This window comes from Mucilaginibacter rubeus, assembly GCF_003286415.2.
Taxonomy (GTDB): Bacteria; Bacteroidota; Bacteroidia; order Sphingobacteriales; family Sphingobacteriaceae; genus Mucilaginibacter; species Mucilaginibacter rubeus_A.
Window position 1 is genome coordinate 1,437,202 of the sequence record NZ_CP043450.1, and the last position, 21,025, is coordinate 1,458,226.

At 43.1% G+C, this 21,025-nt stretch carries 17 protein-coding genes; 5 read left to right on the plus strand and 12 right to left on the minus strand.

Annotated features, from left to right (window positions below):
- The first annotated feature begins 186 nt into the window (after positions 1-186).
- A complete protein-coding gene (locus DEO27_RS05895) occupies positions 187-1,842 on the plus strand; it encodes an ATP-binding cassette domain-containing protein (RefSeq protein WP_112572174.1) in 1,656 nt (551 codons plus the stop codon).
- Between the two features lie 253 nt (positions 1,843-2,095).
- Here DEO27_RS05895 and DEO27_RS05900 read toward each other — a convergent pair whose 3' ends face one another.
- Genes DEO27_RS05900 through DEO27_RS05925 form a run of 6 tightly spaced genes read right to left on the minus strand, consistent with a single transcriptional unit; the run spans position 2,096 to position 7,954 of the window.
- Complete coding sequence (locus DEO27_RS05900; RefSeq protein WP_112572172.1) at positions 2,096-3,199, minus strand: glycosyltransferase family 4 protein; 1,104 nt, start codon at positions 3,197-3,199, stop codon at positions 2,096-2,098.
- Positions 3,199-4,119 carry a hypothetical protein gene (locus tag DEO27_RS05905; protein WP_146750047.1) on the minus strand — a complete coding sequence of 307 codons (921 nt, stop codon included), beginning with the start codon at positions 4,117-4,119 and terminating at the stop codon, positions 3,199-3,201. The genes DEO27_RS05900 and DEO27_RS05905 overlap by 1 nt, the downstream gene beginning before the upstream one ends.
- A 9-nt stretch (positions 4,120-4,128) precedes the next feature.
- Positions 4,129-5,064, minus strand: coding sequence for a GNAT family N-acetyltransferase (locus DEO27_RS05910; RefSeq protein ID WP_112572168.1), 936 nt, complete (start codon positions 5,062-5,064; stop codon positions 4,129-4,131).
- Positions 5,057-6,061 carry a polysaccharide deacetylase family protein gene (locus tag DEO27_RS05915; protein ID WP_112572166.1) on the minus strand — a complete coding sequence of 335 codons (1,005 nt, stop codon included), beginning with the start codon at positions 6,059-6,061 and terminating at the stop codon, positions 5,057-5,059. Before DEO27_RS05915 ends, DEO27_RS05910 begins: the two co-directional genes overlap by 8 nt.
- Positions 6,058-7,215: an amidohydrolase family protein gene (locus DEO27_RS05920; protein ID WP_112572164.1), complete on the minus strand. Its 1,158-nt coding sequence runs from the start codon at positions 7,213-7,215 to the stop codon at positions 6,058-6,060. Before DEO27_RS05920 ends, DEO27_RS05915 begins: the two co-directional genes overlap by 4 nt.
- Positions 7,202-7,954 carry a class I SAM-dependent methyltransferase gene (locus DEO27_RS05925; RefSeq protein ID WP_190295334.1) on the minus strand — a complete coding sequence of 251 codons (753 nt, stop codon included), beginning with the start codon at positions 7,952-7,954 and terminating at the stop codon, positions 7,202-7,204. The genes DEO27_RS05920 and DEO27_RS05925 overlap by 14 nt, the downstream gene beginning before the upstream one ends.
- A 319-nt stretch (positions 7,955-8,273) precedes the next feature.
- On the opposite strand from DEO27_RS05925, the gene DEO27_RS05930 reads away from it, so the two are divergent.
- The 4 genes from DEO27_RS05930 (at position 8,274) to DEO27_RS05945 (ending at position 13,345) form a co-directional block, all read left to right on the plus strand.
- Positions 8,274-9,776, plus strand: a complete 1,503-nt coding sequence (locus DEO27_RS05930) for a B12-binding domain-containing radical SAM protein (protein ID WP_112572160.1) — start codon at positions 8,274-8,276, stop codon at positions 9,774-9,776.
- Between the two features lie 3 nt (positions 9,777-9,779).
- On the plus strand, positions 9,780-10,832 hold the full coding sequence (locus DEO27_RS05935) for a radical SAM/SPASM domain-containing protein (RefSeq protein ID WP_112572158.1): 1,053 nt from the start codon (positions 9,780-9,782) through the stop codon (positions 10,830-10,832).
- A 231-nt stretch (positions 10,833-11,063) separates the two neighbouring features.
- Entirely contained in the window at positions 11,064-12,527 is a 1,464-nt protein-coding gene (locus DEO27_RS05940) for a B12-binding domain-containing radical SAM protein (RefSeq protein WP_112572156.1), read from the plus strand.
- A complete protein-coding gene (locus DEO27_RS05945) occupies positions 12,524-13,345 on the plus strand; it encodes a class I SAM-dependent methyltransferase (RefSeq protein ID WP_112572154.1) in 822 nt (273 codons plus the stop codon). The genes DEO27_RS05940 and DEO27_RS05945 overlap by 4 nt, the downstream gene beginning before the upstream one ends.
- Positions 13,346-13,627: 282 nt before the next feature.
- Here DEO27_RS05945 and DEO27_RS05950 read toward each other — a convergent pair whose 3' ends face one another.
- The 6 genes from DEO27_RS05950 to DEO27_RS05975 form a co-directional block, all read right to left on the minus strand.
- Positions 13,628-14,590, minus strand: a complete 963-nt coding sequence (locus DEO27_RS05950) for a nucleotidyltransferase domain-containing protein (protein WP_112572152.1) — start codon at positions 14,588-14,590, stop codon at positions 13,628-13,630.
- Positions 14,591-14,651: 61 nt separating this feature from the next.
- The gene (locus DEO27_RS05955; protein ID WP_112572150.1) at positions 14,652-15,917 is read right to left on the minus strand and encodes an O-antigen ligase family protein; all 1,266 of its coding nucleotides are present in this window, start codon (positions 15,915-15,917) and stop codon (positions 14,652-14,654) included.
- Positions 15,895-17,019: a DUF1972 domain-containing protein gene (locus DEO27_RS05960; RefSeq protein WP_112572148.1), complete on the minus strand. Its 1,125-nt coding sequence runs from the start codon at positions 17,017-17,019 to the stop codon at positions 15,895-15,897. The genes DEO27_RS05955 and DEO27_RS05960 overlap by 23 nt, the downstream gene beginning before the upstream one ends.
- Positions 16,958-18,160, minus strand: coding sequence for a glycosyltransferase family 4 protein (locus DEO27_RS05965; protein ID WP_112572146.1), 1,203 nt, complete (start codon positions 18,158-18,160; stop codon positions 16,958-16,960). Before DEO27_RS05965 ends, DEO27_RS05960 begins: the two co-directional genes overlap by 62 nt.
- Complete coding sequence (locus tag DEO27_RS05970) at positions 18,150-19,169, minus strand: glycosyltransferase (protein WP_112572144.1); 1,020 nt, start codon at positions 19,167-19,169, stop codon at positions 18,150-18,152. The genes DEO27_RS05965 and DEO27_RS05970 overlap by 11 nt, the downstream gene beginning before the upstream one ends.
- Positions 19,162-20,844: a hypothetical protein gene (locus DEO27_RS05975; protein WP_112572142.1), complete on the minus strand. Its 1,683-nt coding sequence runs from the start codon at positions 20,842-20,844 to the stop codon at positions 19,162-19,164. The genes DEO27_RS05970 and DEO27_RS05975 overlap by 8 nt, the downstream gene beginning before the upstream one ends.
- Between the last annotated feature and the right edge of the window lie 181 nt (positions 20,845-21,025).

The following is a 21,025-nucleotide window of genomic DNA, read 5'->3' on the forward strand; positions in this document are numbered from 1 at the left end:
CGAGCGAAGCGCGGCAATCGCACAGAAGCAGAGCCGATCTGTAGAGTATGCGATTGCTTCGTCGTGCCTCCTCGCAATGACACATATTTCCATTATCGTAATATACAGTTAAGGCAACCCCAGCACCTCAACATCCGTAACCAACAATAAAGCCAGTGATAAATCTGGCTTTATTGTTAACACCCCTTGAAGCAGATTCTCAAAAGCATAGGCTTAATACTTAACCACCAGGAGAAGGCAAAATTCATCAGGCTTATCATTGCTGATATTGTTGTGGCCCTGTTGGACGTTGCTTTTTTAGGTTTGTTGTTGCTTATTGTTAATTTTTATACTCAGAATACAGTGCATAACCAGGCTTTTCTGCCGGCTTTCATTGCCGATAACCGGTCGTTGTGGCTTATCGGTATTTTCCTGGTATTGTTTGCTCTGAAAAATTGTATCGGGTTTTTCGCTCAAAATGCCCAGCACCATTTTTTTTATGATGTGGCTTCCCGGTTATCTGAAAGAAACATCCGGAATTACCTTGATGATGATTATAACGCATACGTGCATATAGATTCATCTATTCATACCCGGCGTATCAGCCAGCAACCTATTGAGTTTAGCCATTACATTCTAACCAATTTGCAGCAGATCATCTCCCAATCGGTATTGATTGTTTTTACCGTTGGAGCAATTATGCTGTATCATCCAGCTTTGTTTGTGTTGCTGTTTGTGTTGTTGCTGCCGCCTGTTGGCGTTTTAGGTTGGTTCATAAAAACCAAATTAAGAACCATCCGCGGGCAGATCAAAACCGTAAGCGAAAAAACGCTTCAGCATTTAAATGAATCGTTGGCGGGTTATGTTGAAAGTAATATTTACCAAAAAAATGGCTTTTTTAGTCGCAGGTTTTTTAGCTATCAGCAGCAGTTAAACCAAAATATAGCCTCGCAGCAAACCTGGCAAAATCTGCCTTTGCGGTTAATGGAGGTGTTTGCTGTGCTGGGTTTTTTTATCCTCATCGCTGTAAATAAACTAATGGGCGATACAGAAGTAGTCAGTATCCTCACTATCGGCATTTTCGTGGCTGCTGCATATAAGATCATTCCTGGTACAGTCAAGATACTGAACAGCAGTGGACAAATGAAGACCTATGAGTTTATTTTAGCCGACCTCGTTGTTGAAGAAAGCAACAAGATACAAATTAGCGAGACTATTGACGAACGCATCAGCTCATTGAAATTTGAAAAAGTAAGTTTCAGTTATCCGGAAAAGCCGGTTTTAAATGAGGTTTACTTTGAGATGGCTCCCGGCGATATTATGGGGATTTCGGGCAATTCGGGTAGGGGGAAAACAACCATCATTAATTTGTTAACCGGCTTTTTAGAACTGACGGCGGGGGGTATTTATATTAATGATAAAATTACCGCTGCCACTACGCGCAGGTTATACCGTAAAAATATTTCGTTGGTAAAGCAGCAGCCCTTCTTTATTTATGATACTATCGCTAAGAATGTTGTACTCGATGATGCAGCGATCGATGAGGAAAGGCTTGCCGAAGTATTAGCATTTTGCGGCTTAAATAGACTAATTGCCGGTTATCCCGAAGGTATAGAAAAGATCATTACCGAAAACGGCAAAAATATCAGCGGCGGTCAACGCCAAAGGATTATGCTGGCGAGGGCACTTTATCATAATTGCGATCTGTTGATATTGGATGAACCTTTCAGCGAGATGGATGCCGATGCTGAAAATGAAATGCTGGCTAAACTGCAACAATTGGCCCTGCAGGGTACCATGATTATCCTGATCACACATAACAAAGCCAGTTTGGGGATTTGTAATAAGATGATATCTTTCTAAGGTTTTTTTTCATGTCATTGCGAGGAGAAACGACGAAGCAATCTCGTAGCTATGCAGGGCGGCTATGCTTCTGTACGGTTGCCACGCTTCGCTCGCAATGACATAATTTTGTCGCCCTTCGTCTTGCGCACGTTTGTAACGTGTGCTTAATATGGTTTCGCGATTGTATCGCTTGTGATTTACGTTACAAACGTAAACCCAGGTTAAGCGCTCGTTGCAAACGAGCGCAAGGTTTTTGAAGCAAGAATTGATATTATACCAGTCCCTCTGCTATCTCCTCAATCTGCTCTGCAATAGCTTCAAATGATAGATTTCGCTTGTAGTATTCCATTGATAACCTTCGCTTTTCTGCCACATTCATACAGGCTGTTTGCTGGAGCACGGCAAGTAACGCGGCTTCGTTTCCCGGCTCGTATAATACCCCGCATTCGCCGTTATTTGTGATCATCCTGAACGAGAGGATATCGGTAACCAGCGGCACACATCCGCATGACATGGCTTCGCAAATAGCGGTTCCGCTGCCTTCATAGTGTGATCCGGAGATGATAAAATCGACACTGTTATACCAATATAACAGATCGGCGTGGGGTACTTTGCCTATTAGTTCTATGGCTTCTTTATTTAAGGAAGCGTTGATCAATTCGTTGATTTCAGGAAGCAGCTCTTCCGTATGATAGATCATATACAGTTTTACTCCGGGAGAGCCCTGGGAAAATTTTAAAAAGGCTCTCACTACGTTAAGTGGATCTTTATTATCATTTAAACGGCCTACCCATAAAAATACCGGGGCGTTTTTAGTGTTGGTTTGAGATTCGGCTTTCGGGCGGTCAATCGGAAAAAATACAGAAGATACTTCCATCACCTCGTGTATTTTTTCTGGTGATTTGAGGTTGCCTGCTGCTACCCATTCCAAGCCCATATCATGCGAAGCAAACAGGTAGGCATGGGCATATTTATCCGCCAGTTTTTGCAGCCATTTTTTGATCCCGCCGGGAAATGGTTTTTCGGCATGGTTTTGAACAATGATAGGGATATGTTTATCCAGCATTAACCCAAGCTGGATCAGTTGTACCGGCTGATGCAGGCCGTGAAATATCACGATATCCGGGTTTAAGCTTTTAACATAAAGGTTAAGCCGGAAGTTAAAACGAAGCTTTTTTTTGCTGAAGTTTACGAAATGGTAGGCGATGTTATTATGATTAACAATCCCTTCATAATTGATCTGTTTTACGTTGATCACCTCATGCCGTTTGCTTAGCTGGTCCATAAGACCGGTATAACCCAGTGTTCGGACAAACCAGGCTTCAGGATCATCAAAATCGGGCGAGTAGTTGTAACTGACAAAAACGTATCTCATTAAAATAAACCCTCAATACTGGTATAATTGCTGTTTTGAAATTGCAGGAAACCCACGTGGTACAATGATTCGGGATTTGGCTTCAATACTTTGTTATTAATCACCCGGCCAATCATGAGCATATGATAGCCCATTTTTTTATGCTCAAATACTTCTATCTCTTTATATCCGCCCGAACACGCAGGTACAGGAAAACCGAAAACTTCGCTTTTAACGGTATCAAATGGTAACTGGTCAACCGGCGTTGGAGCTGTGCTTGAATGTTTGCCCAGGTTATAAACCGAATTGATGTCGACTGTATCCGTGTCACATACCACAACTTTGCCGGCGTTCAGGATTTTATCCAGTGTAATATTGGTTGTGCGTAGTCCTAATAAGTAAATACCCTCTTCCTCAATATAGCCGTGAATATCCATCGGGAAAACGTTGCAATATTCATCATCGGCGTAGGAAACAATGATGATGCTGCGTGGATAGGAGTACAGGGCACTAACTACTTTGCGACTATCATAGGTGTTCTTTTTCGACCGTAGGAAATACCTGAAAAGCATCTCACGTTTCAGCGCATTAAGCTGGTGGTTTCTGACGCTTTCTATCCTGAACAAAAGCAGGCTTCCTTTTCCGGTATTTATAGTTTCTATCAACGATACATTGATAGAAGCGCCCAACATGCCGTTGGTTTTAAATTCAATGATAGCGTTTGCTGCGTTTAAGTCCGCCGCCTCATGGGCGGGTAGCCAGGCCGCCATACAAAACGGATCGAGGCAGATCATGCTGTTGTTGCGGGTGATATCGAGATTTTTACCTGCAACGTTCAAAAAAACCTTCTCCCTGATCTGGCTTTGCTGCAGGCGGGTTATGTAGAAAGTTTTTATAGGACTTCCGTTAAACAGAAGTTTTCTGATCGGTTGAGTTATCATATCAAACACTTAAAAAATATCTATATCGGCAAAAGCGAACGCCATTTTATCAAGCGGCATCCTTGCGCCAAGGTCTTTAACAATTACAGGGAATGATGGGATTGGATCGGCATAGCGTTTCAGAAAGGCATTCAGCGCAGATCGCTTATCGACCTGGAACTGTAATTTTCGCAATCCCAGCCGCCTGGCTATTTTCTTAAGCCGGGGGATTATATCGCGCAGGTCGTTAGTTGCAATATTGATATCGCCAATGACCATTCCGTCAGCAATCCTGAACCATATCGAAGTATCGCCTGTTTTAATAGTAAAGCTTTCGGTATATGTTTTATGGCTGAGGTAATGGCCATCCCTGTGCAGGCCGTGGAAACCTTCGTTAAGCAGTGTGCTTGGTACTCCGCATTGTAAGGACGCATGCTGCTTAATTACTTTTTTCACGTACCACCAATATACACCTTTTAAAGCCGGGAACTTATTGGCCAATCTTTCCAGCGGGAGGGCTTTAACCGGGATAATAAAACATTCCATTTGGGCGGATACCTGCCAGTCGAGCTTGTTTATAAAGCCCGGCAGGGAGTTTTGATTGGGAAAGCCAAACAGGGTCCGGACATCTTCCTGATAACAAAGTTCATAAGTAAGCTCGGCCAGTTTAATGAACAGCCCTTTGCCGCGGTGATCGGGATGGGTCATGGTATCTGCCGATTGGGCAGCCAAAACAGGTTGCCCATCGCAGTTTATAAAGCAAGGGATCACACCATAAAACGCTGCGGGCACATCGCCGGCATAGGCCAGGTAGCCCGTATACATGACGCCGGTAAATGCAGTATTATACTTTCGGGCGAAGAAATCAGACGGCAATGCTTTGCCATAAACTGCTTTATGCAGACTGGTCATGTCGGCAAGCCGATCTTCGGTTAAACGCTCTATCCTGTACCCGTTGCTATGCATAGCTCCCCCTTATTATGGCGTTTAACTGGTTGGCAGTGGATATGAACGGGTTTACGGTAAAGCGTTCGCGTAAGGTGTTATCCTGCCCATCTCCCGTATTAATAAAATCAGTTGCAAGCAATTGGGTATAACCGGCTGCTTTGGCATCTTTTAAAACCAGCTCATTGTATGAGCCATAAGGGAACGCGAAGCTATTGATCTGCTTGCCGGTCAGGTTTTCAAGATATTGCCTGCACATAGTCATCTCGCTTGTCGCGCTTGTTGAAGAGATGCGCGCAAGGTCATTATGGTAATAGCCATGCGCCCCGATGCTTACATAAGCCGAAGCAGACATGGTTTTAATTTGTGCCGGAGTCATCTGCAGCCAATAATCATCATCCTGCCGGTTTGCTTTAAAACCTGTAAGCTGCTCAAGAAAACTCATGAGTGCTGCTTTTTCGTTGAACCCGGTCGATCTCAGCTTGTCGGCATAAAGGGCGCCGTTTTCATCAACATATTTGTTGTTCCGGTTTTTACGATAGGTTTGATCTTTATACGTGAACTTTTCGGGGCCGTAATATCCGGCAATGCTCAACATATCGTTCCATAAAATATCAAAACCTGCATCGCGGATGGCTGTAACAAAAAAGGTAGCCGGTATACGATACTTGGTCAGTAGGGGCAGAACGTAATGGTAGTTGTTGGCCAGCCCGTCATCAAAAGTTAGGCAGATGTTAAATTTCTCATCACTGAAATTCCCTGCATAATAATCATCAAGCGAAACCACGTTGAAGTACTTTTTATAGTACTGCAGGTGTTCTTCAAACCTTTCGCAGGTCAGGAACAGGGTGTTGAATTTATGCGGATCGCCTTTACAAACATTGTGGTAAAGGATAATGCGACTTCCGCGGGCATTTTGATAAAGCTCCTTATCCAGCCCCAAAACATGGCGTGCATCGCCGCTTAAATAAGCTGCTTTGCGTTTTGATCTCGACCATATTTTCTGAATGATGCTCATGCGGCGGGTTGGATGGGATAGGGTACGGGAAATCCGGCGTCGGGTTTGTAGCGTTTTATTTCGGCGATTAGCCCGTGGATATCGCCCTGTATATATTTGAAACTATTGCCGGTTAATATCTTATTATAACTCTGGGTGATGATGCCTGTAAGCTGATGATAAAGCGATTCATCGAATAAAAGGATCTCGCCTTTGTGCATTACCAATAAAATATCATCAGGAGTAACATCATAAAATGCCTGCAGACTTGGCTTTCCGTTTGATTTGGCTATAACGATATCGGCATCAAGCCCGGCAATAAAGCTGCCGGTGTTTAACTGCCAGATTTTGGCCGGTAACGATGTTAGGGAATGATACAGCTCATGATCGGTAAGCATTTGCGTTTTGCGCGCAAGGCGGATATGATGCCAGATATCCCAATGGCCGGTCAGCGTACTATCTGTACCAAATAAAATACCTGTTTTTGCCTTCAACTCATGAATGGCTGCTGTTTTATCAAACAGGAAATAGTTGGATTCGGGACACCATACCAATGCCTTAAAGTGTTTGGCCTGCCTGGTACCCATAGCAACCCCATGAACGCCAACCAGCTTGCGCCTGAATAGGTTCCATTTAATAAGCTGATCAATCTCTGTATGTGCTGCTGTGTTGGAGCCTTCTCCCGAATGGATCACTACGGGCAAGCCTATTTTAAGCGGGTTATTGAGCCGTTTTTTCCAGTTTTTTTCAAACAGAACCGAGTGGATGCTTTGGCAGTTTTCAAACACGGTGATCAGCGGATCGTTTATGATAGTTTTTTCGCCGTGGTTTACAACAGTTGTTACACCGCAGAGCAGGTTTTTATAAATACCCCATTGCTCACGCAAGGCAACAGGAATTTTCAATACAGATGCAATTTCATCAGCATACGCCCGATGGATATGTTTGCCCCATTCAGTGTAGCTTTCATAAGTTTGATTGCCTAACTGGGGGAAAAGGTTAAAATCAAGATGGTCATGTGAATTGATCAATCCCGGAAAAGCGATGGCACCAACAAAGGTAAGCTGTTCGCGATCATTGGCAATGGCAGGGGCAACCTGTACAATTTTACCCTCGCTTATGCTTATGCTCACAGCAATATCGTTTCCCGGTATCGTCACATTATTCAGTACCATCTGTTCTTCTTAAATGCAATCCATAAATAATGGGGAAGCCTTTATATCGGTCGTAAACATGAAGCGCGTTTTTATCGGCATAATAATGCTTCATGCTTTCGTCTATTTTAATTTCTTGTTCGGCAACCAGTTTAAAGTTGTTGTTCAATAGTAAATCTTTAATAGTATTTACCGGGTGCACGTAATTTTCAACCGCTATAAAACTGTCGCCATGTTTAAATGTACGCTTGCCGCCGTTGGCCAGCGTGTGCGGGTGAAAATCGGTGATAATGATATCGCCATTAGGTTTCAGGATCCGCATCCAGGCTTGCAGGGCGGCCTCTATATTTTTAATATGGGCAACTGTAAGCGTTGAAACTATGGTGTCAAAACCACCCGATGGCATATCGCCAAACAGGTCATCGGTAATGCGGTAAATATTAGCCGAAGGGAATTTTTGCTGTAAACGGGCCAGCATCCCACCGGAGGTATCAAAACCTGTTAGCTTTTTGGGGCTTAAGGCAAACAGCTTTTCCCAGTGCCTGCCGGTGCCGCAGCCTATGTCTGCAACATTTTTACCGGTAATAATTGCATCAGTTACCAACCGCGGAAACAATATTTCATCCAGGTCAAGCATCAGATTGCCAGGCTGCTGGTCATAGTTTTCTGCCCAGATGTCATAGGCATCAACTGAATTTTTCTCCAGAATATTTGGTGGGAAAAAGCGCTGCTTGATATAATTCTTTACAGTTTGGATCACAGTACAGGGGTATTTGATTAACAACCTTATATCAACAAATACGGCTGCTAAATAATAATGGTTGCCAGCCACTTTATTTATAAAGGCAGGCAACCCGCGTAAAATGCCGGGCGTATTTATTATTGTGAGAGTGTGATAGTGCAGAGGCTCAGAGATAATTGTTGTATGGGCAATCCCCCGCATTTGTGATTGGGTATGGCAGTGGGTTTTATTTTGATGTTGGCTCTGTACTGGCAGGGGTGCTTTACAGGCCGCTTAAACAAAAAAATAAACCCATTGCCGGGGGATTGAAGGAAAAGCAAAGTATTGACACTAACAGATGAACAAAATATTATTATTTAATCCGCGCAGCGCTAACAACAAATACCGCATACCAAATTCGATTTTGAATATAGCGGCATCGGTTGATGGAAAATATGACTGGGTGATTGTTGACGGCAATTGTGAGCACGACCCGATGGTGAAAATAGACAGCTATTTAAGCACCGGCGAGTTTAAGTATTTCGGTTTTACGGTGATGCCGGGACCCCAATTGAGGCAGGCTATTATAGCTTCTAAAACTATCAAACAAAAATATCCCGATACTAAAATGATTTGGGGAGGATATTTTCCTTCAAATCAGCCTAACGCGGTTTTATATTCGGGTTATGTTGATTTTATTATCAATGGCCCCGGCGATCATGCCTTTCCCGCCCTGATTGATGCACTTGAAAAAAATGAGCCTTACGAGTTTATCCGTAACCTCATTTACAAAGCAACAGATGGTAAAATCATCAAAACCGCCAAGGAAGATCTTTTAGACCAGGACAACCTGCCGCCATTGCCATATGATAAGCTGAATACTTTTTATCCTATCACCAAGTTTTTAGGTAAAACCTACCTGGGTGAAAAAACGATGGCTTATCACTCCAGTATTGGATGTCCCTTCACCTGCTCATTTTGCGCGGTAGTGCCAATTTATGAAGCAAGATGGAAAGCTAAATCAGCACAGAACGTTTATAATGATGTAAAATATATCAAAGATAAATGGGGAGCCGATGCCATCGAGTTTCATGATAATAACTTTTTTGTATCAGAAAAACGCGCGGTTGAGTTTGCCCGCTTGATAAAACCCGAAAACATGACCTGGTGGGGAATGGCCCGTATTGACACCATGTCAAAATTCAAAGATTCGTCGCTGGCGGCTATCCGCGAGTCGGGGTGTAAGATCATCTTTTTTGGTGCGGAAAGCGGCAACAATGCCATCCTTGAACAAATGGATAAAGGCGGTACTCAAACCGGCGACCAGATCATCGAGTTTGCCGAGCGTCTGAAAAAGTTTGATATCATTCCCGAATATTCATTTGTATTGGGCACGCCGGCACCAACGCAGGAGCAGGTACAATCACAAATTGATTTTGAGATAGATTTTATTAAGAAAGTAAAGGCGGTAAACCCCAAAACCGAGATCGTGATTTATACCTATAGCCCCGTACCTACCGAAGGATCGGAGTTGTTTAAGCAAGTGATTAAAAGTGGCTTCCGCTTTCCGGAAACATTGGAAGACTGGATAAGCCCTACCTGGGAAAGCTTCGACTTACGTAAAAATCCGCTTACGCCATGGCTTACACCCGATATGATTGATAAGATCAGGAATTTTGAAACGGTGCTGAACGGGGTGTATCCAACAGTAACTGATATCAGGCTGAACATGCTTAAACGTATGGCTATTAAGCTGGTGGCTACCATGCGCTATAAGGCCAGCATGTACCAATACCCTTACGAGATCAAGTTATTACAAAAAGTTTGGCGCTACAGGCAGCCCGAAATACAGGGATTTTAATTTATGCAGATGACTGGCCAATCGTTATATCATACCTTTCAGCGTTTTCGTACACTGCAAACGCACCGCATAGCCGCGTTGCCCATCGTAATACTGATGCCGCACAGCGCCTGTAACTGCCGTTGTGTAATGTGCGATATCTGGAAAGATAATAAAAACCTGAAACAGCTTACCGAAGCCGATGTAACCGACTTGCTTGGTGCCTTGAGGAAATTTGGTACTAAACAAGTGCTGATGTCGGGAGGAGAGGCTTTGCTGAATACCAATTTTTTCAGGCTATGTGAAATCTTGCACGCCGAAAAGATCAAGGTCACGCTACTATCAACCGGCCTGTCTATTAAAAAAAACGCAGACAATATCTTAAAGTGGGTTGATGATCTCATTGTTTCTTTAGATGGCGATGAGCTTTTGCACGATGCCATTCGCAACGTCTCCGGCGCGTTTAATAAGCTGCGGGAAGGGGTGGAATATATCAAATCTATCGAGCCAAAATATCGCATTACAGCGCGTACGGTGATCCACCGGTTAAATTACAGGAACTGGCCCGCTATTATTGAAGCTGCAAGGCAAATGGGTATTGACCAGGTTAGTTTTTTACCTGCCGATGTGAGCAGTCATGCCTTTAACCGTCAAACCGCCTGGGCCGAACCCCGGCAGCATGAAATCTTACCTACGGAAAATGAACTCGCCGAGTTTCAGGAAATAACGAATCAGGTACTTGCAAACAAAGCTGATTTTACCAACAGGTTCATTGCCGAGTCGCCGGCTAAGATCCAGGATATTTATGGCTATTACGCGGCTTTTTACGGCCATAATGCGTTCCCGTTTAAAAAGTGCAATGCGCCTTGGGTATCTGCAGTTATTGAGGCCGACGGCGAAGTGCGCCCCTGCTTTTTTCATGAGGCGATAGGCAACATCAGGGATAATAAGTTGGAGGATATTTTGAATAGTAACGAAGCGATCAACTTTCGTAAAACACTGGATATGGCTAATAATCCTACCTGTGTTAAATGCGTGTGCTCGCTTAATTTATCGCCTTTGGCGAGGTTGGATTAGGATAGAAAAGATAAAAATATAAACTATAAAAGGCGGCTTTGCATAATTCCCCTCTTGAGAGGGGGCGCAGAGTTAATGAGCGATGGCTGGGGTGTGTTATACGATATGCTAATTAAAGCAGTAACACACCCCTCCACCCCTCTCAAGAGGGGAATCGCACTTGCCAACCTTTTCCTAACTTGACAACTATGTTTTCAAAAGAAGGGAATTTAAATAAGGTTTTTAAAACGTATGAACAATATACTGTTTACACATTCTTACTTTTTACGGTTTGATCCCAAGCAATGGGGTATAGGGCAGCCTTATGCACCGCTGGGAACCATATATGCTGCTGCTTTAATGCGCGAACGAGGTTATAACGTAAGCCTGTTTGATACCATGTTTGTGAGCAACCCCGATGAGGTAATACCGGCCATTGAACTGAGTAAACCCAGTTTTTTTGTGATTTATGACGATGGGTTCAATTACCTCACCAAAATGTGCCTGACCAACATGCGCGAGGCTGCTTTTAGAATGGCAAAGCTGGCAAAGGAAAGAGGATGCACGGTAATTGTTTCAAGTTCCGATTCGACCGATAGGTACGCGGCCTATCTTGCAGAGGGGGCTGATTTTGTTATCCTGGGCGAGGCGGAACAAACGCTAATTGAACTTACAGAGCATATTAAAGGCGGCAATACCGATCATTTCGGTATTAAAGGCTTAGCCTACATGAACGGCAGTGAAATCATTAAGACTCCCGGCCGTTCAGTAATGAAGGAGTTGGACAGCTTACCAATGCCCGCCTGGGATTTGGTAAACATGGATACTTACCGCGAGATGTGGTTAAAAAATGCCGGCTATTTTTCAATTAATGTGGTGACCACCCGTGGCTGCCCTTTCAAGTGTAACTGGTGTGCTAAACCTATCTATGGCAACAGATATAATTCGCATAGTCCTCAGTATATTGTGAACGAGATTAAAATGCTGAAGGAAAGGTATGGCATGGATCATATCTGGTTTTGCGATGATATTTTCGGACTGAAACCCGGTTGGGTGCAGGAGTTTGCCAAACTGTTGGGGCAGGAAGGAATTAAAATCCGCTTCAAGATCCAGTCGCGGGCCGATTTGCTGGTTGAAGAGGAAGCTGTGCAAGCACTGGCCGCTGCCGGTTGCGAGAACGTATGGATAGGGGCCGAAAGCGGATCGCAAAAAGTACTCGATGCTATGGATAAGGGCATTACCATCGATCAGATCCATACCGCCACGCACCTCATGAAAGCGCATGGCATCAAGCCCTCGTTTTTTATCCAGTTTGGTTATCCGGAAGAAACGCGCGACGATATTACGCTGACCATAGATATGATCAATCAATTGCTACCGTATGAGATAGGTATATCGGTATCATATCCCTTACCTGGTACCGGTTTTTATGAGCGAGTGAAAGCTGAGCTGAAAAAGAAAACCAACTGGACAGATTCTGACGAGATGGCTTTGATGTTTAAGAACACTTACCCTGCTTATTACTACAAGCAACTGCATAAATACGTACACCGTAACTATCACAAACATTTGGCTCAAAACAGCCTGCAAAAGCTGCTGAAAGATCCGTTCGCGATTTCGGCAAACGGTATAAAGAAAGCGTTATCGGTATTTTATTACGCCCCGCTTACTTACCTTGAAAAGCTAAAGCTGGAGAAATTTGAAAAAGCGATATGACCGGAACTGCAACACATGTAAATGAACAATTTGCCGAGGCGGCGTTCAGTAACCAGTCGGTAATTTTTGATGAGCTGTATTCTGGGGATACCATCATTGGCTACAAACGCAAGCGGGTACGCGACCATATTCTGCAGTATCTTAAGCCCGGAGGCAGTATCCTGGAACTGAATAGCGGTACCGGCGAAGATGCCCTGTTTTTTGCAAAAAAAGGTTTTAAGGTTCATGCTACCGATATTTCAAAAGGGATGCAGCAGCAATTGCAGGAAAAGGTATTAAAGCATGGTGTACAACATTTGGTAAGTAATGAACTTTGCTCATATACCCAGCTCAAACAGCTTGATAATAAAGGCCCTTATGATCTGATCTTCTCCAACTTTGCAGGCCTCAATTGTACCGGCGAACTGGATAAAGTGCTCGGTTCATTTGCAGAACTGCTAAATCCGGGTGGTATGGTCACTCTTGTAATATTGCCCAGGTTTTGCCTTTGGGAAACTCTGCTGGTATTTAAAGGGAAGTTCAAAACTGCTTTCCGTCGTTTTTTTAGCAGCAAAGGCCGTAAGGCGCATGTTGAAGGTGTGTATTTTGATTGTTTCTACTACAATCCGTCATACATCAAAAATCGCTTAAAACGGGATTTTGAAGTATTAGATGTTGAGGGACTCTGTACTATAGTGCCTCCTTCATATATCGAAGGCTTTGCCGAAAAGCATCCACGTGCTTATAAAATATTGACAGCCTGGGAAGACAGGCTGAAAACCACCTGGCCATTTAAGTATATCGGGGATTATTATATTATTTCGTTGAGGAAGAAGTGAAAGTAAAAGTGAAGATTGTTCATCCTGAGCGATAGCTAAGGATCTTCTACGATACGTAAAGCCACTAAACAGAGCGCAGAAGATGCTTAGTACCTGGCCTCGCGCGGCCAAGAGCGCGACGATGTAAGGTCACTACAACAATAAGTCGTTACCTGCCTATCGGCGATTGCTTCGTGCCTCGCAATGACGCGGTGGATATGCCATTTGACCTTCACAGATCTCTATTTTCTTCCACTCCGCATGACACCCGTTTTACTTTACCTTACTTGGCAAAATCGATATTTACTGCGCAACCCGCTCTTCAGATTGCTGTAATAACATACAAACCTTAGTCCGGTACCGTTCTATTAATTTAACCTGAAAATTTTCGGGAGCGGGTTTGGCGAAATGTTTGCTTGCGGCCATGCTCATTACTGCGCCCCGCATATTTAGTTTCTTCATTTCGGTTTTCTTGTTCCAGCGGCCTGCGGTAATTTCCATTAATAGGTTGTCAAGCCAACTTCCGAAAGGATTATCGAACAGCTTTTCGGCAAAAACTTTGTACCATGTTTTTTTTAATGGTTTTGCGGTGGCAAGGCGCATACACTTGTTGGGCAAAAAATCATGCATCCAGGAGTTTGCCTTGTAAAAATTCTCAAAGGTGATATCTCCTTCAAGCGGGATAATGGTGGCTACTTCAATAGCGGTATAAATGTTTTTTTCAACTATCTGCAGCCGGACTTCATCTATATAATAGTTCATGCAGTAATTATGCTGTTTACCAACCAAAAAGGTAAGTTTCTTGAACATATGCATAAACGTACGTGCAAGCCAGAGCCTGTTGCGTTCGGTAATGATGAAGAAATCAATATCTGAGTTTTCGTCGGCACAGTTTTTTGATAACGAACCTGAAATGCCTACGCCACGTACGTAAGGGAATTTGATCAGGAAAGCGCCAATCTCTTTAGCCTTATTGACCAGTTCGGCTGCCTTCTTATTCATTTTATTACGCTTTATCGCGATCATATAATCGTTTTTGAGCGAATAAAACCTGTCGAAATGAAATACCAGCTTATCTGCTATGAGTTGATCAAGCGCTTCGGTAAAATCATGCTGACCATACTTATTTTCAAGGAACAGGAATATTTCGCCGTAGGTTAGCGGATAGTCCCACATGTCAAAATAAGCAAGGGTAGCTAAGATATTGTTTCGGGTATTCAGCAAGCGTTTATTGTTTTGTTCAATTAAGGTGGCTATACTTTTCACGTCTTTGTATATATAATGATGACGTACCGTTTGCGGCTATGGTTGCCTGTTAACAAAGTAGTTACACAATATTTTTCGCTTGATTTTCAGCTGGCCGAATACTTGCGGAAAATATTAATAATGAGAAAAATACGCTATAAAAAAAGATTCCCTTATCTACATCTAAGAAGTTTTCGGACAAGGAAACGCTGGTTACGACAATCATAAAGGCCATCAGTAACAGGTCGCGTTTTGCAATGGCTACCCTGATGCCGAATGCAAGTACAAACAGGTAAATAAGCAAGCCTGTAATTCCCGATTTAATAAAGAAACTAATGAATTGGTTGTGCGAATTTAGCCCAGTGAGGTAGGATCGGTAAAACTGATGATCAAAAAAAGGATCTTTAAGTAAACCAACTTCGGTACCAGCCCCATGACCTATAACCGGCGATTGGGCACCTACGCTCATAGCTACACTCCAGCGCGCCAGCCTCGGGTCGGTGAGTTGGGCACCGGCAGATTTGCTGAGGTCTTTCCTGAGCTCGGTCACGTATCTTTCACGAAAGGCACGCGTGGTAAAAATGCCTGCTATTACTACAATCAATAATGACGTAACTATCGTTACATATTTTAAGCGTATCCGTCCCCTCAACATAAACCATGGTATAAACACGGTCAGGATAATCACTATCCCTGCAAATATCGATTTTGAGCTAAGCTGGATAATGCCCGCTGCCAACAAGCAACTGCACAGTAAATAAAATACCTTAAACTTCGGAGAATTCTCCTTTATAAAAATATACAAAAGATATACCAACGCAATCGCTATCTGCATGGAAAAAAAAGTAGCGTGGATCTCCAACGGCTCAGAAAAATTATGATTGGTAAAGGCAGGAGATACCAGAGCTTTGAGCGGTAAATGATAATACCTGATAGTAATAAGCGCCTGCAAAAAAAGATACGCGATGGTAACCGTACATCCTACCGAAAATATTAGTAACAGGTTGTTCCGGTACTTTATTATATCGAGCGGATTAAAGCAAAATATCAGTGGGATAAGCAAAATGGTAACCTGCCTGCCAACTTCTGTAAAAGCCTGCGGTTTATTGGTGCTGTAAATGGTGCTGATCAGTGTCACTAAAAAAACAGCAGCTAAAGCAAAGTTTACGGTTGTTAATAATGGCTTTATCGTGATTTTACGGATTTGTATAATAGTATGCAGTGCCAGGCCTATTAACAACAGGTGGCTGTAAAACATATTGAACGGCAGGCTCAGTAGCAATAGCATCAGCAGGTAATAGCTGATCCTGTTATTCAGCGTATCATCAGGCTTTAGCAGGTTTTTCATGTTGATTGCGGTAGCATTCCAGTATAAAATCTTCGTAGTCGTTGATCACCATTTCCCAGTTAAACTGGTATTGAATTTTGTGAAGGTTATTCTTTACCATTTCGCGTTCGGGATCCTTACGCTGTACGTTCTCAACCAGGTGCCGAACCTCATTCGCGTTATCGAAATAAAACGCATCTGAGTTAAGTACAGCTTTGTTGAAGGGGTTATTATGCGCGGCTATGAGCGCTTCGCTGGCCATGGCTTCAAGTAAAGAAGGATTAGTGCCACCTACGCTATGCCCGTGGAAATACAGGTAACTGTTGTTCTGTAGTGCGCGTACCACCGAGTTGTCAAAATTTGCCCCTTTAAACTGGATCCGGTCGTCGTTTTTAAAGCGATGTGTAATGAATTTACCAAAACGGTTACTGGTGTCGCCCAAAACCATGAAGCTCTTCTTTGATGAACTGCTATTAAAACCCTCCAAAATGGTTTCGATATTGTTTTCCGGCTCCATGCGGGCCATCAGTAAAAAGTAATCTTCCTTAAGCACTTCGCTTTTATCAAATTGCTCACGCTCCTGTTCCGAAAACAGATCGGCACCATAAGGGATATAGCGGCTCTCAACCTCATACTTATCCTTAAGATAAGATCTGATCACCCTTGAATCGGAGATATAATATTGGCTGTGTTTTACGGCCAGCTTTTCGGCATACTTCAAAAACTTTTGCACTGGTTTTGAGTATTTGGAGCGTTTCCATTCCAGGCCATCCATATTGGTGATGATGACACTGTTTGGTGGATAAAGGTGCCCCCAAACCGAACTACTGGTATAGCCCATAAGCAGTACTACATCAAACTTGCGTTTGCGGGCATCCATAAGACAATTAAAATCATACGCAAATTGTCCGGCAGTACCTATAAGATACTCAGGATCGTAGCAGTGAACAATGTTGACACCGTTCCAGGTATCAGCTTTGTAAGGGTGATTGTGCGAATTATAAACGGTAACCGAGTGGCCCTTTTTTACCAAACCTGCCGATACATATTCTGAAATATGCTCAAACCCGCCATAGTAGTTCGGGATGCCCCGCGTTCCTAAAATCGCTATTTTTAGTTTCATGACAATGAAAGTTTGCTTGTAATAAATTGTAAAATATGATACTGCTTTTTTCCCAGTGGTACTGATGAGCAACGTGCTCCGCTACTCGCTTGGTAAAGGCGTAGCCGGGAGGCTGCTCAACAGCAAATGCCAGTTTTTGCTCAAAGTCGGCTTGATTGGCTGGATTGAAAGCATATGGCGCGAAGAAGTTAAAGTTCTTCATCGCTGTTTCTGACGAGCACAACACTGGTGCACCGCAAATGGCCGCTTCAAGCGGCGGGATGCCGAAACCTTCGGCTTTTGAAGGATATACAAACAACCTGCAGGCGCGATAAAATGCTGCCAAATCAGCCTGCTCTGCCTGTGGTATCCACCTGAAAAATTGCTTTTGCTCGGCAGTGAGGCTTTTGATGAGCTCGTTTAGCCCAGGGGTATATATTGATGCCTTACCGATGAACACCAGGCTGATACCTTTTTCATATAACTTCAGGCTTAAATATTTCTGAAGCAATAAGAGATGGTTTTTGCGCGGCTCAATACGGCTGGTATACAGGATAAAATTGCTGATGCCGAATTTCTTTGCTACCCAATCCTCAGCCTCTTGCTTTGAGGCCTGGTATTGCAACAGCGAGTTGCTTACCCCATTTTGGATGATGTGCATTTCATCCGCGGGAATCTGGTAATAATCACAAATACGGCTTTTGGAATACTCAGATACAGTGGTTTTTATATCGGCATTTTTAATGCTCCGGCCAAAAAGATAGTTGCGTGGTATGCTAAACAGAATTGGGAAATCCTTTCTGAAATCATTAAAAAGCATATCATGCATGGTCACAATATATTGGCAGCCCGCTATTTTTTTAGGGCTGATATATTGAAAGTGGGCAAAATCAAACTTGTATTTTTTGATGTATGCCGGTATATCAAAAATAAAACGCAGAATGTTTATCCCCCGGTTCTTATAAGGCAATATGTTTTGCGGCGGCAGCAACGGAAACTGTTTACGAATGTTATCTGTATCGCGTGCGCCGATATAAATATCTATGTCCGGGCGCTCGGCCAGCAAGTGATTATATAGCTCACGTATAAAAGTCTGCGCGCCCTGAAATTCTTTATCAAAGGAGTGTGCATCAACAAACAATTTTATCTTTTTAGCTGCCATAGTTCAACTCCTTTTGATTTAAAACAGCGGTTGGCAGTTCCGTCTCTTCTAAGCGGAAGCTACCTTTGGCCAAATGATATAACCTGATCAGTGTACGCTCGGGCAAAAATGTCATCAGCAGTAAAAAGTAATTTTTAATATGCAGCGGACTGATGGATAATGTTTTGATCAGGTTTTTTCTTGCCTTTTCCGGCTGGTAATTATTCCACAGGTATTTTTTGCCTATCAGCGCATAATAAGCGCCTTTTTTAATGCGTGGAGATAATTGCTTTATACCGATTTCGGATAGTTGCTTTCCTTCAGCTTCTGTGATGCTATGCTTACGCAGCGTATTGTATTTGATCTGCCTGAATTTGCCTGTGCGCCATTTTTCATCAATGGTGATAGACTCGGCATTGAGCCTCACTTTAATGAGTGGCTGATTAAGATTAAAGGCTTTTTCGTGTTTGAGGATACCTGCCCATAAAAAGTGGTCTTCAAATGTGTAGGCCAATTCGTTATAGCCGCCTGCGTTTAAAATAACATCGCGCTTATAAAACACGCTTGAGTGGATAAAAGGGCAAATTTTATAGCTAAGCTGACGGATTTCATTGTGGCTCAAAGCATCTGGTTGCCAGGTGAATATCAGGTCGCCGCGCACATCGGTATAGTCAACGCCCGAACCTATAATGCTGTAATATGGGTGCGAAGTGATGAAATCATATTGAACCTGCAGACGGTAGGGATAACATACGTCATCAGCATCAAAACGGGCAATATAAGGGGCTCGTGCATGGCGTAAGCCTGTATTTAAGGCTGCGGCTACTCCCTTGTTTTCCTGGTTTAAAACCACTATGCGCTCATCGTTAAATGATTGGATGATATCCAGTGTATCATCAGTTGATCCGTCGTTTACAATGAGCAGTTCAAAATCGGTAAACGATTGCTCAAGTACCGACGTAATAGCTTCGCGGATATATTTACCGGCATTATAGGCCGGCATTAAAACAGTAATTTGAGGGTTATGCATAAGCCAGCTCCTCCTGCACTGTAGTTTTTGTTTTCAAATCAGATGAAGTGGTTTCTTTTATATTGAGGAATAGCATGAGCTCAAAAACTACCAGTACCGAGAGTTGCTCGAACCAGTAATCAAGAAAAAATATGCCCGCTACCATCATTAGTATGGGCAATCCATAGTTTAGTTTTTTATAGTTCCGTGCAAAAAAGCCGATATAGAAAATGATGAGGGCCAGTAATCCGAGGATGCCATACTCACTCAGTATTTGGTCGTAAGTAGAGTAGGGGTTATTGCGTACCGAACGGAACTCCGCATTCTTGCTGAAGAAGCTCAGATACAAATCAAGATGGTTGTGCATGAACGCCGGGTTGATATAAATATAGTTTTTGGGGTAGTCACCCCTGATACCTGCACCTGCGGCCCTGAAAGCTATCTTAGATGAAAAATTTCCCGGCCCTAAACCGGCTATACTTTTCAGTGGATGTGCAACCAGGTAATCAAATGTTTGTACGGTGCCGGTGATTTTACCGGGCAGCGCAGGCAGGAATGGTTCAACATGGCAAAGTGGCAATTGATCCCGATGGATAGCTATGCAGTCAAGCAATTGCTGTCTGTCAGGCGTCATCTCGCCGGTATTATAAAACTCGGCAAAATGAGTGTTAGGTTCAGGAATGTACAGTCGGCCGTAATCAGTAAGTGGTAAACCTTTAATTTTTTTATCAAGCTCGTTCAGCTTTTCCTGGCGGGCTTTAATGGTGCTCAGGCTATCCAGGTAATTTTGAGCGAATTTTCTGCGACGTTCGTCTCTGCTCAATACATTGGTTGTGCGAGAGGTTGCATCGCTCATAGTCGCTGTTTGCTTTTCCGGGCGATTTTCACGTAAGGCGCTTGCAGTAACTTCGTTAAGGTATTTACCATTTTGCGGCGATATTTTGGCCATGGAAACGATGTAGATCATCAACGCCACCACGATCATACTTTTTTGATTGCGTGTAGTTTTGAAAATGAATATAAATGCGAGGGTAAGCAGGAACAAAATACTGATCAGGTTACTGTAGGTAAGCACCAGTGTGCTCATACACACGATCATCATGGCCAGATTGCGTTTATAGATAAAGTAAAACACACCAAAGGCACACAGAACGGCATTAGTTGATGATATATCAAAGCTGATACCCATAACATCATCGCCGGTATTTATAAAGTAACGCTGGTGCATCCCCATATAGGCATAGGGGTTAATGCTTTTGGTGATCCACATGATATGCCCCAGGTTGGCGGCCGAAAAAACAGCGTTTATAATGAAAAAGATGATCAGTGTTCGGTAAATGGTTTCGGTATCGGATCCATCAACCATAAGCTTAACCTGGTGAATAGCCAGCAAGGCCAGTGCCCAACATATCAATGCCCATCCAAAAACGGGTATATAATACAGGTTGATAAAGTTTTTGTTGACTATTGCAGCAATAATGGCTATTGGGAAAACGAGCAGATAAAATAACGGAAGCCTTGAGTTACGTAGCTTAAAGCCAAATTGAAAATTAAACCGGCTTATGTAAACAAAAAGGAGCGCGACTATTTTAAATGGAATATGAACGTTGATAAAAAGCAACAGGAAGATCAACATCCGCCAATCGGCATAATTTTTCCATTTTTTAATATCAAAACCCGGCAAGCTGATTGTCATTATTCCTCTTGTATTTATTGATGTCTATTCCCGGTTTTGCAGGCCCGTTCGTGATTGTTTTGTTTAAATAGTTACGTGTCAAAAAAAGGAATGGTTGCCTCGGCATTGTGCCGATATATGCAGATATTTAACCGGCATATAAAAATGTTACAGGCAACCGGCCGGTAAAAACAATAGTATA

Excerpts from the sequence above, each read along its gene's own strand:
- DEO27_RS05900 (WP_112572172.1), bottom strand. The coding sequence starts at position 3,199 with ATGAGATACGTTTTTGTCAGTTACAACTACTCGCCCGATTTTGATGAT.
- DEO27_RS05905 (WP_146750047.1), bottom strand. The coding sequence starts at position 4,119 with ATGATAACTCAACCGATCAGAAAACTTCTGTTTAACGGAAGTCCTATA.
- DEO27_RS05910 (WP_112572168.1), bottom strand. The coding sequence starts at position 5,064 with ATGCATAGCAACGGGTACAGGATAGAGCGTTTAACCGAAGATCGGCTT.
- DEO27_RS05915 (WP_112572166.1), bottom strand. The coding sequence starts at position 6,061 with ATGAGCATCATTCAGAAAATATGGTCGAGATCAAAACGCAAAGCAGCT.
- DEO27_RS05920 (WP_112572164.1), bottom strand. The coding sequence starts at position 7,215 with ATGGTACTGAATAATGTGACGATACCGGGAAACGATATTGCTGTGAGC.
- DEO27_RS05930 (WP_112572160.1), top strand. The coding sequence starts at position 8,274 with ATGAACAAAATATTATTATTTAATCCGCGCAGCGCTAACAACAAATAC.
- DEO27_RS05935 (WP_112572158.1), top strand. The coding sequence starts at position 9,780 with ATGCAGATGACTGGCCAATCGTTATATCATACCTTTCAGCGTTTTCGT.
- DEO27_RS05940 (WP_112572156.1), top strand. The coding sequence starts at position 11,064 with ATGAACAATATACTGTTTACACATTCTTACTTTTTACGGTTTGATCCC.
- DEO27_RS05945 (WP_112572154.1), top strand. The coding sequence starts at position 12,524 with ATGACCGGAACTGCAACACATGTAAATGAACAATTTGCCGAGGCGGCG.
- DEO27_RS05955 (WP_112572150.1), bottom strand. The coding sequence starts at position 15,917 with ATGAAAAACCTGCTAAAGCCTGATGATACGCTGAATAACAGGATCAGC.
- DEO27_RS05960 (WP_112572148.1), bottom strand. The coding sequence starts at position 17,019 with ATGAAACTAAAAATAGCGATTTTAGGAACGCGGGGCATCCCGAACTAC.
- DEO27_RS05965 (WP_112572146.1), bottom strand. The coding sequence starts at position 18,160 with ATGGCAGCTAAAAAGATAAAATTGTTTGTTGATGCACACTCCTTTGAT.
- DEO27_RS05970 (WP_112572144.1), bottom strand. The coding sequence starts at position 19,169 with ATGCATAACCCTCAAATTACTGTTTTAATGCCGGCCTATAATGCCGGT.
- DEO27_RS05975 (WP_112572142.1), bottom strand. The coding sequence starts at position 20,844 with ATGACAATCAGCTTGCCGGGTTTTGATATTAAAAAATGGAAAAATTAT.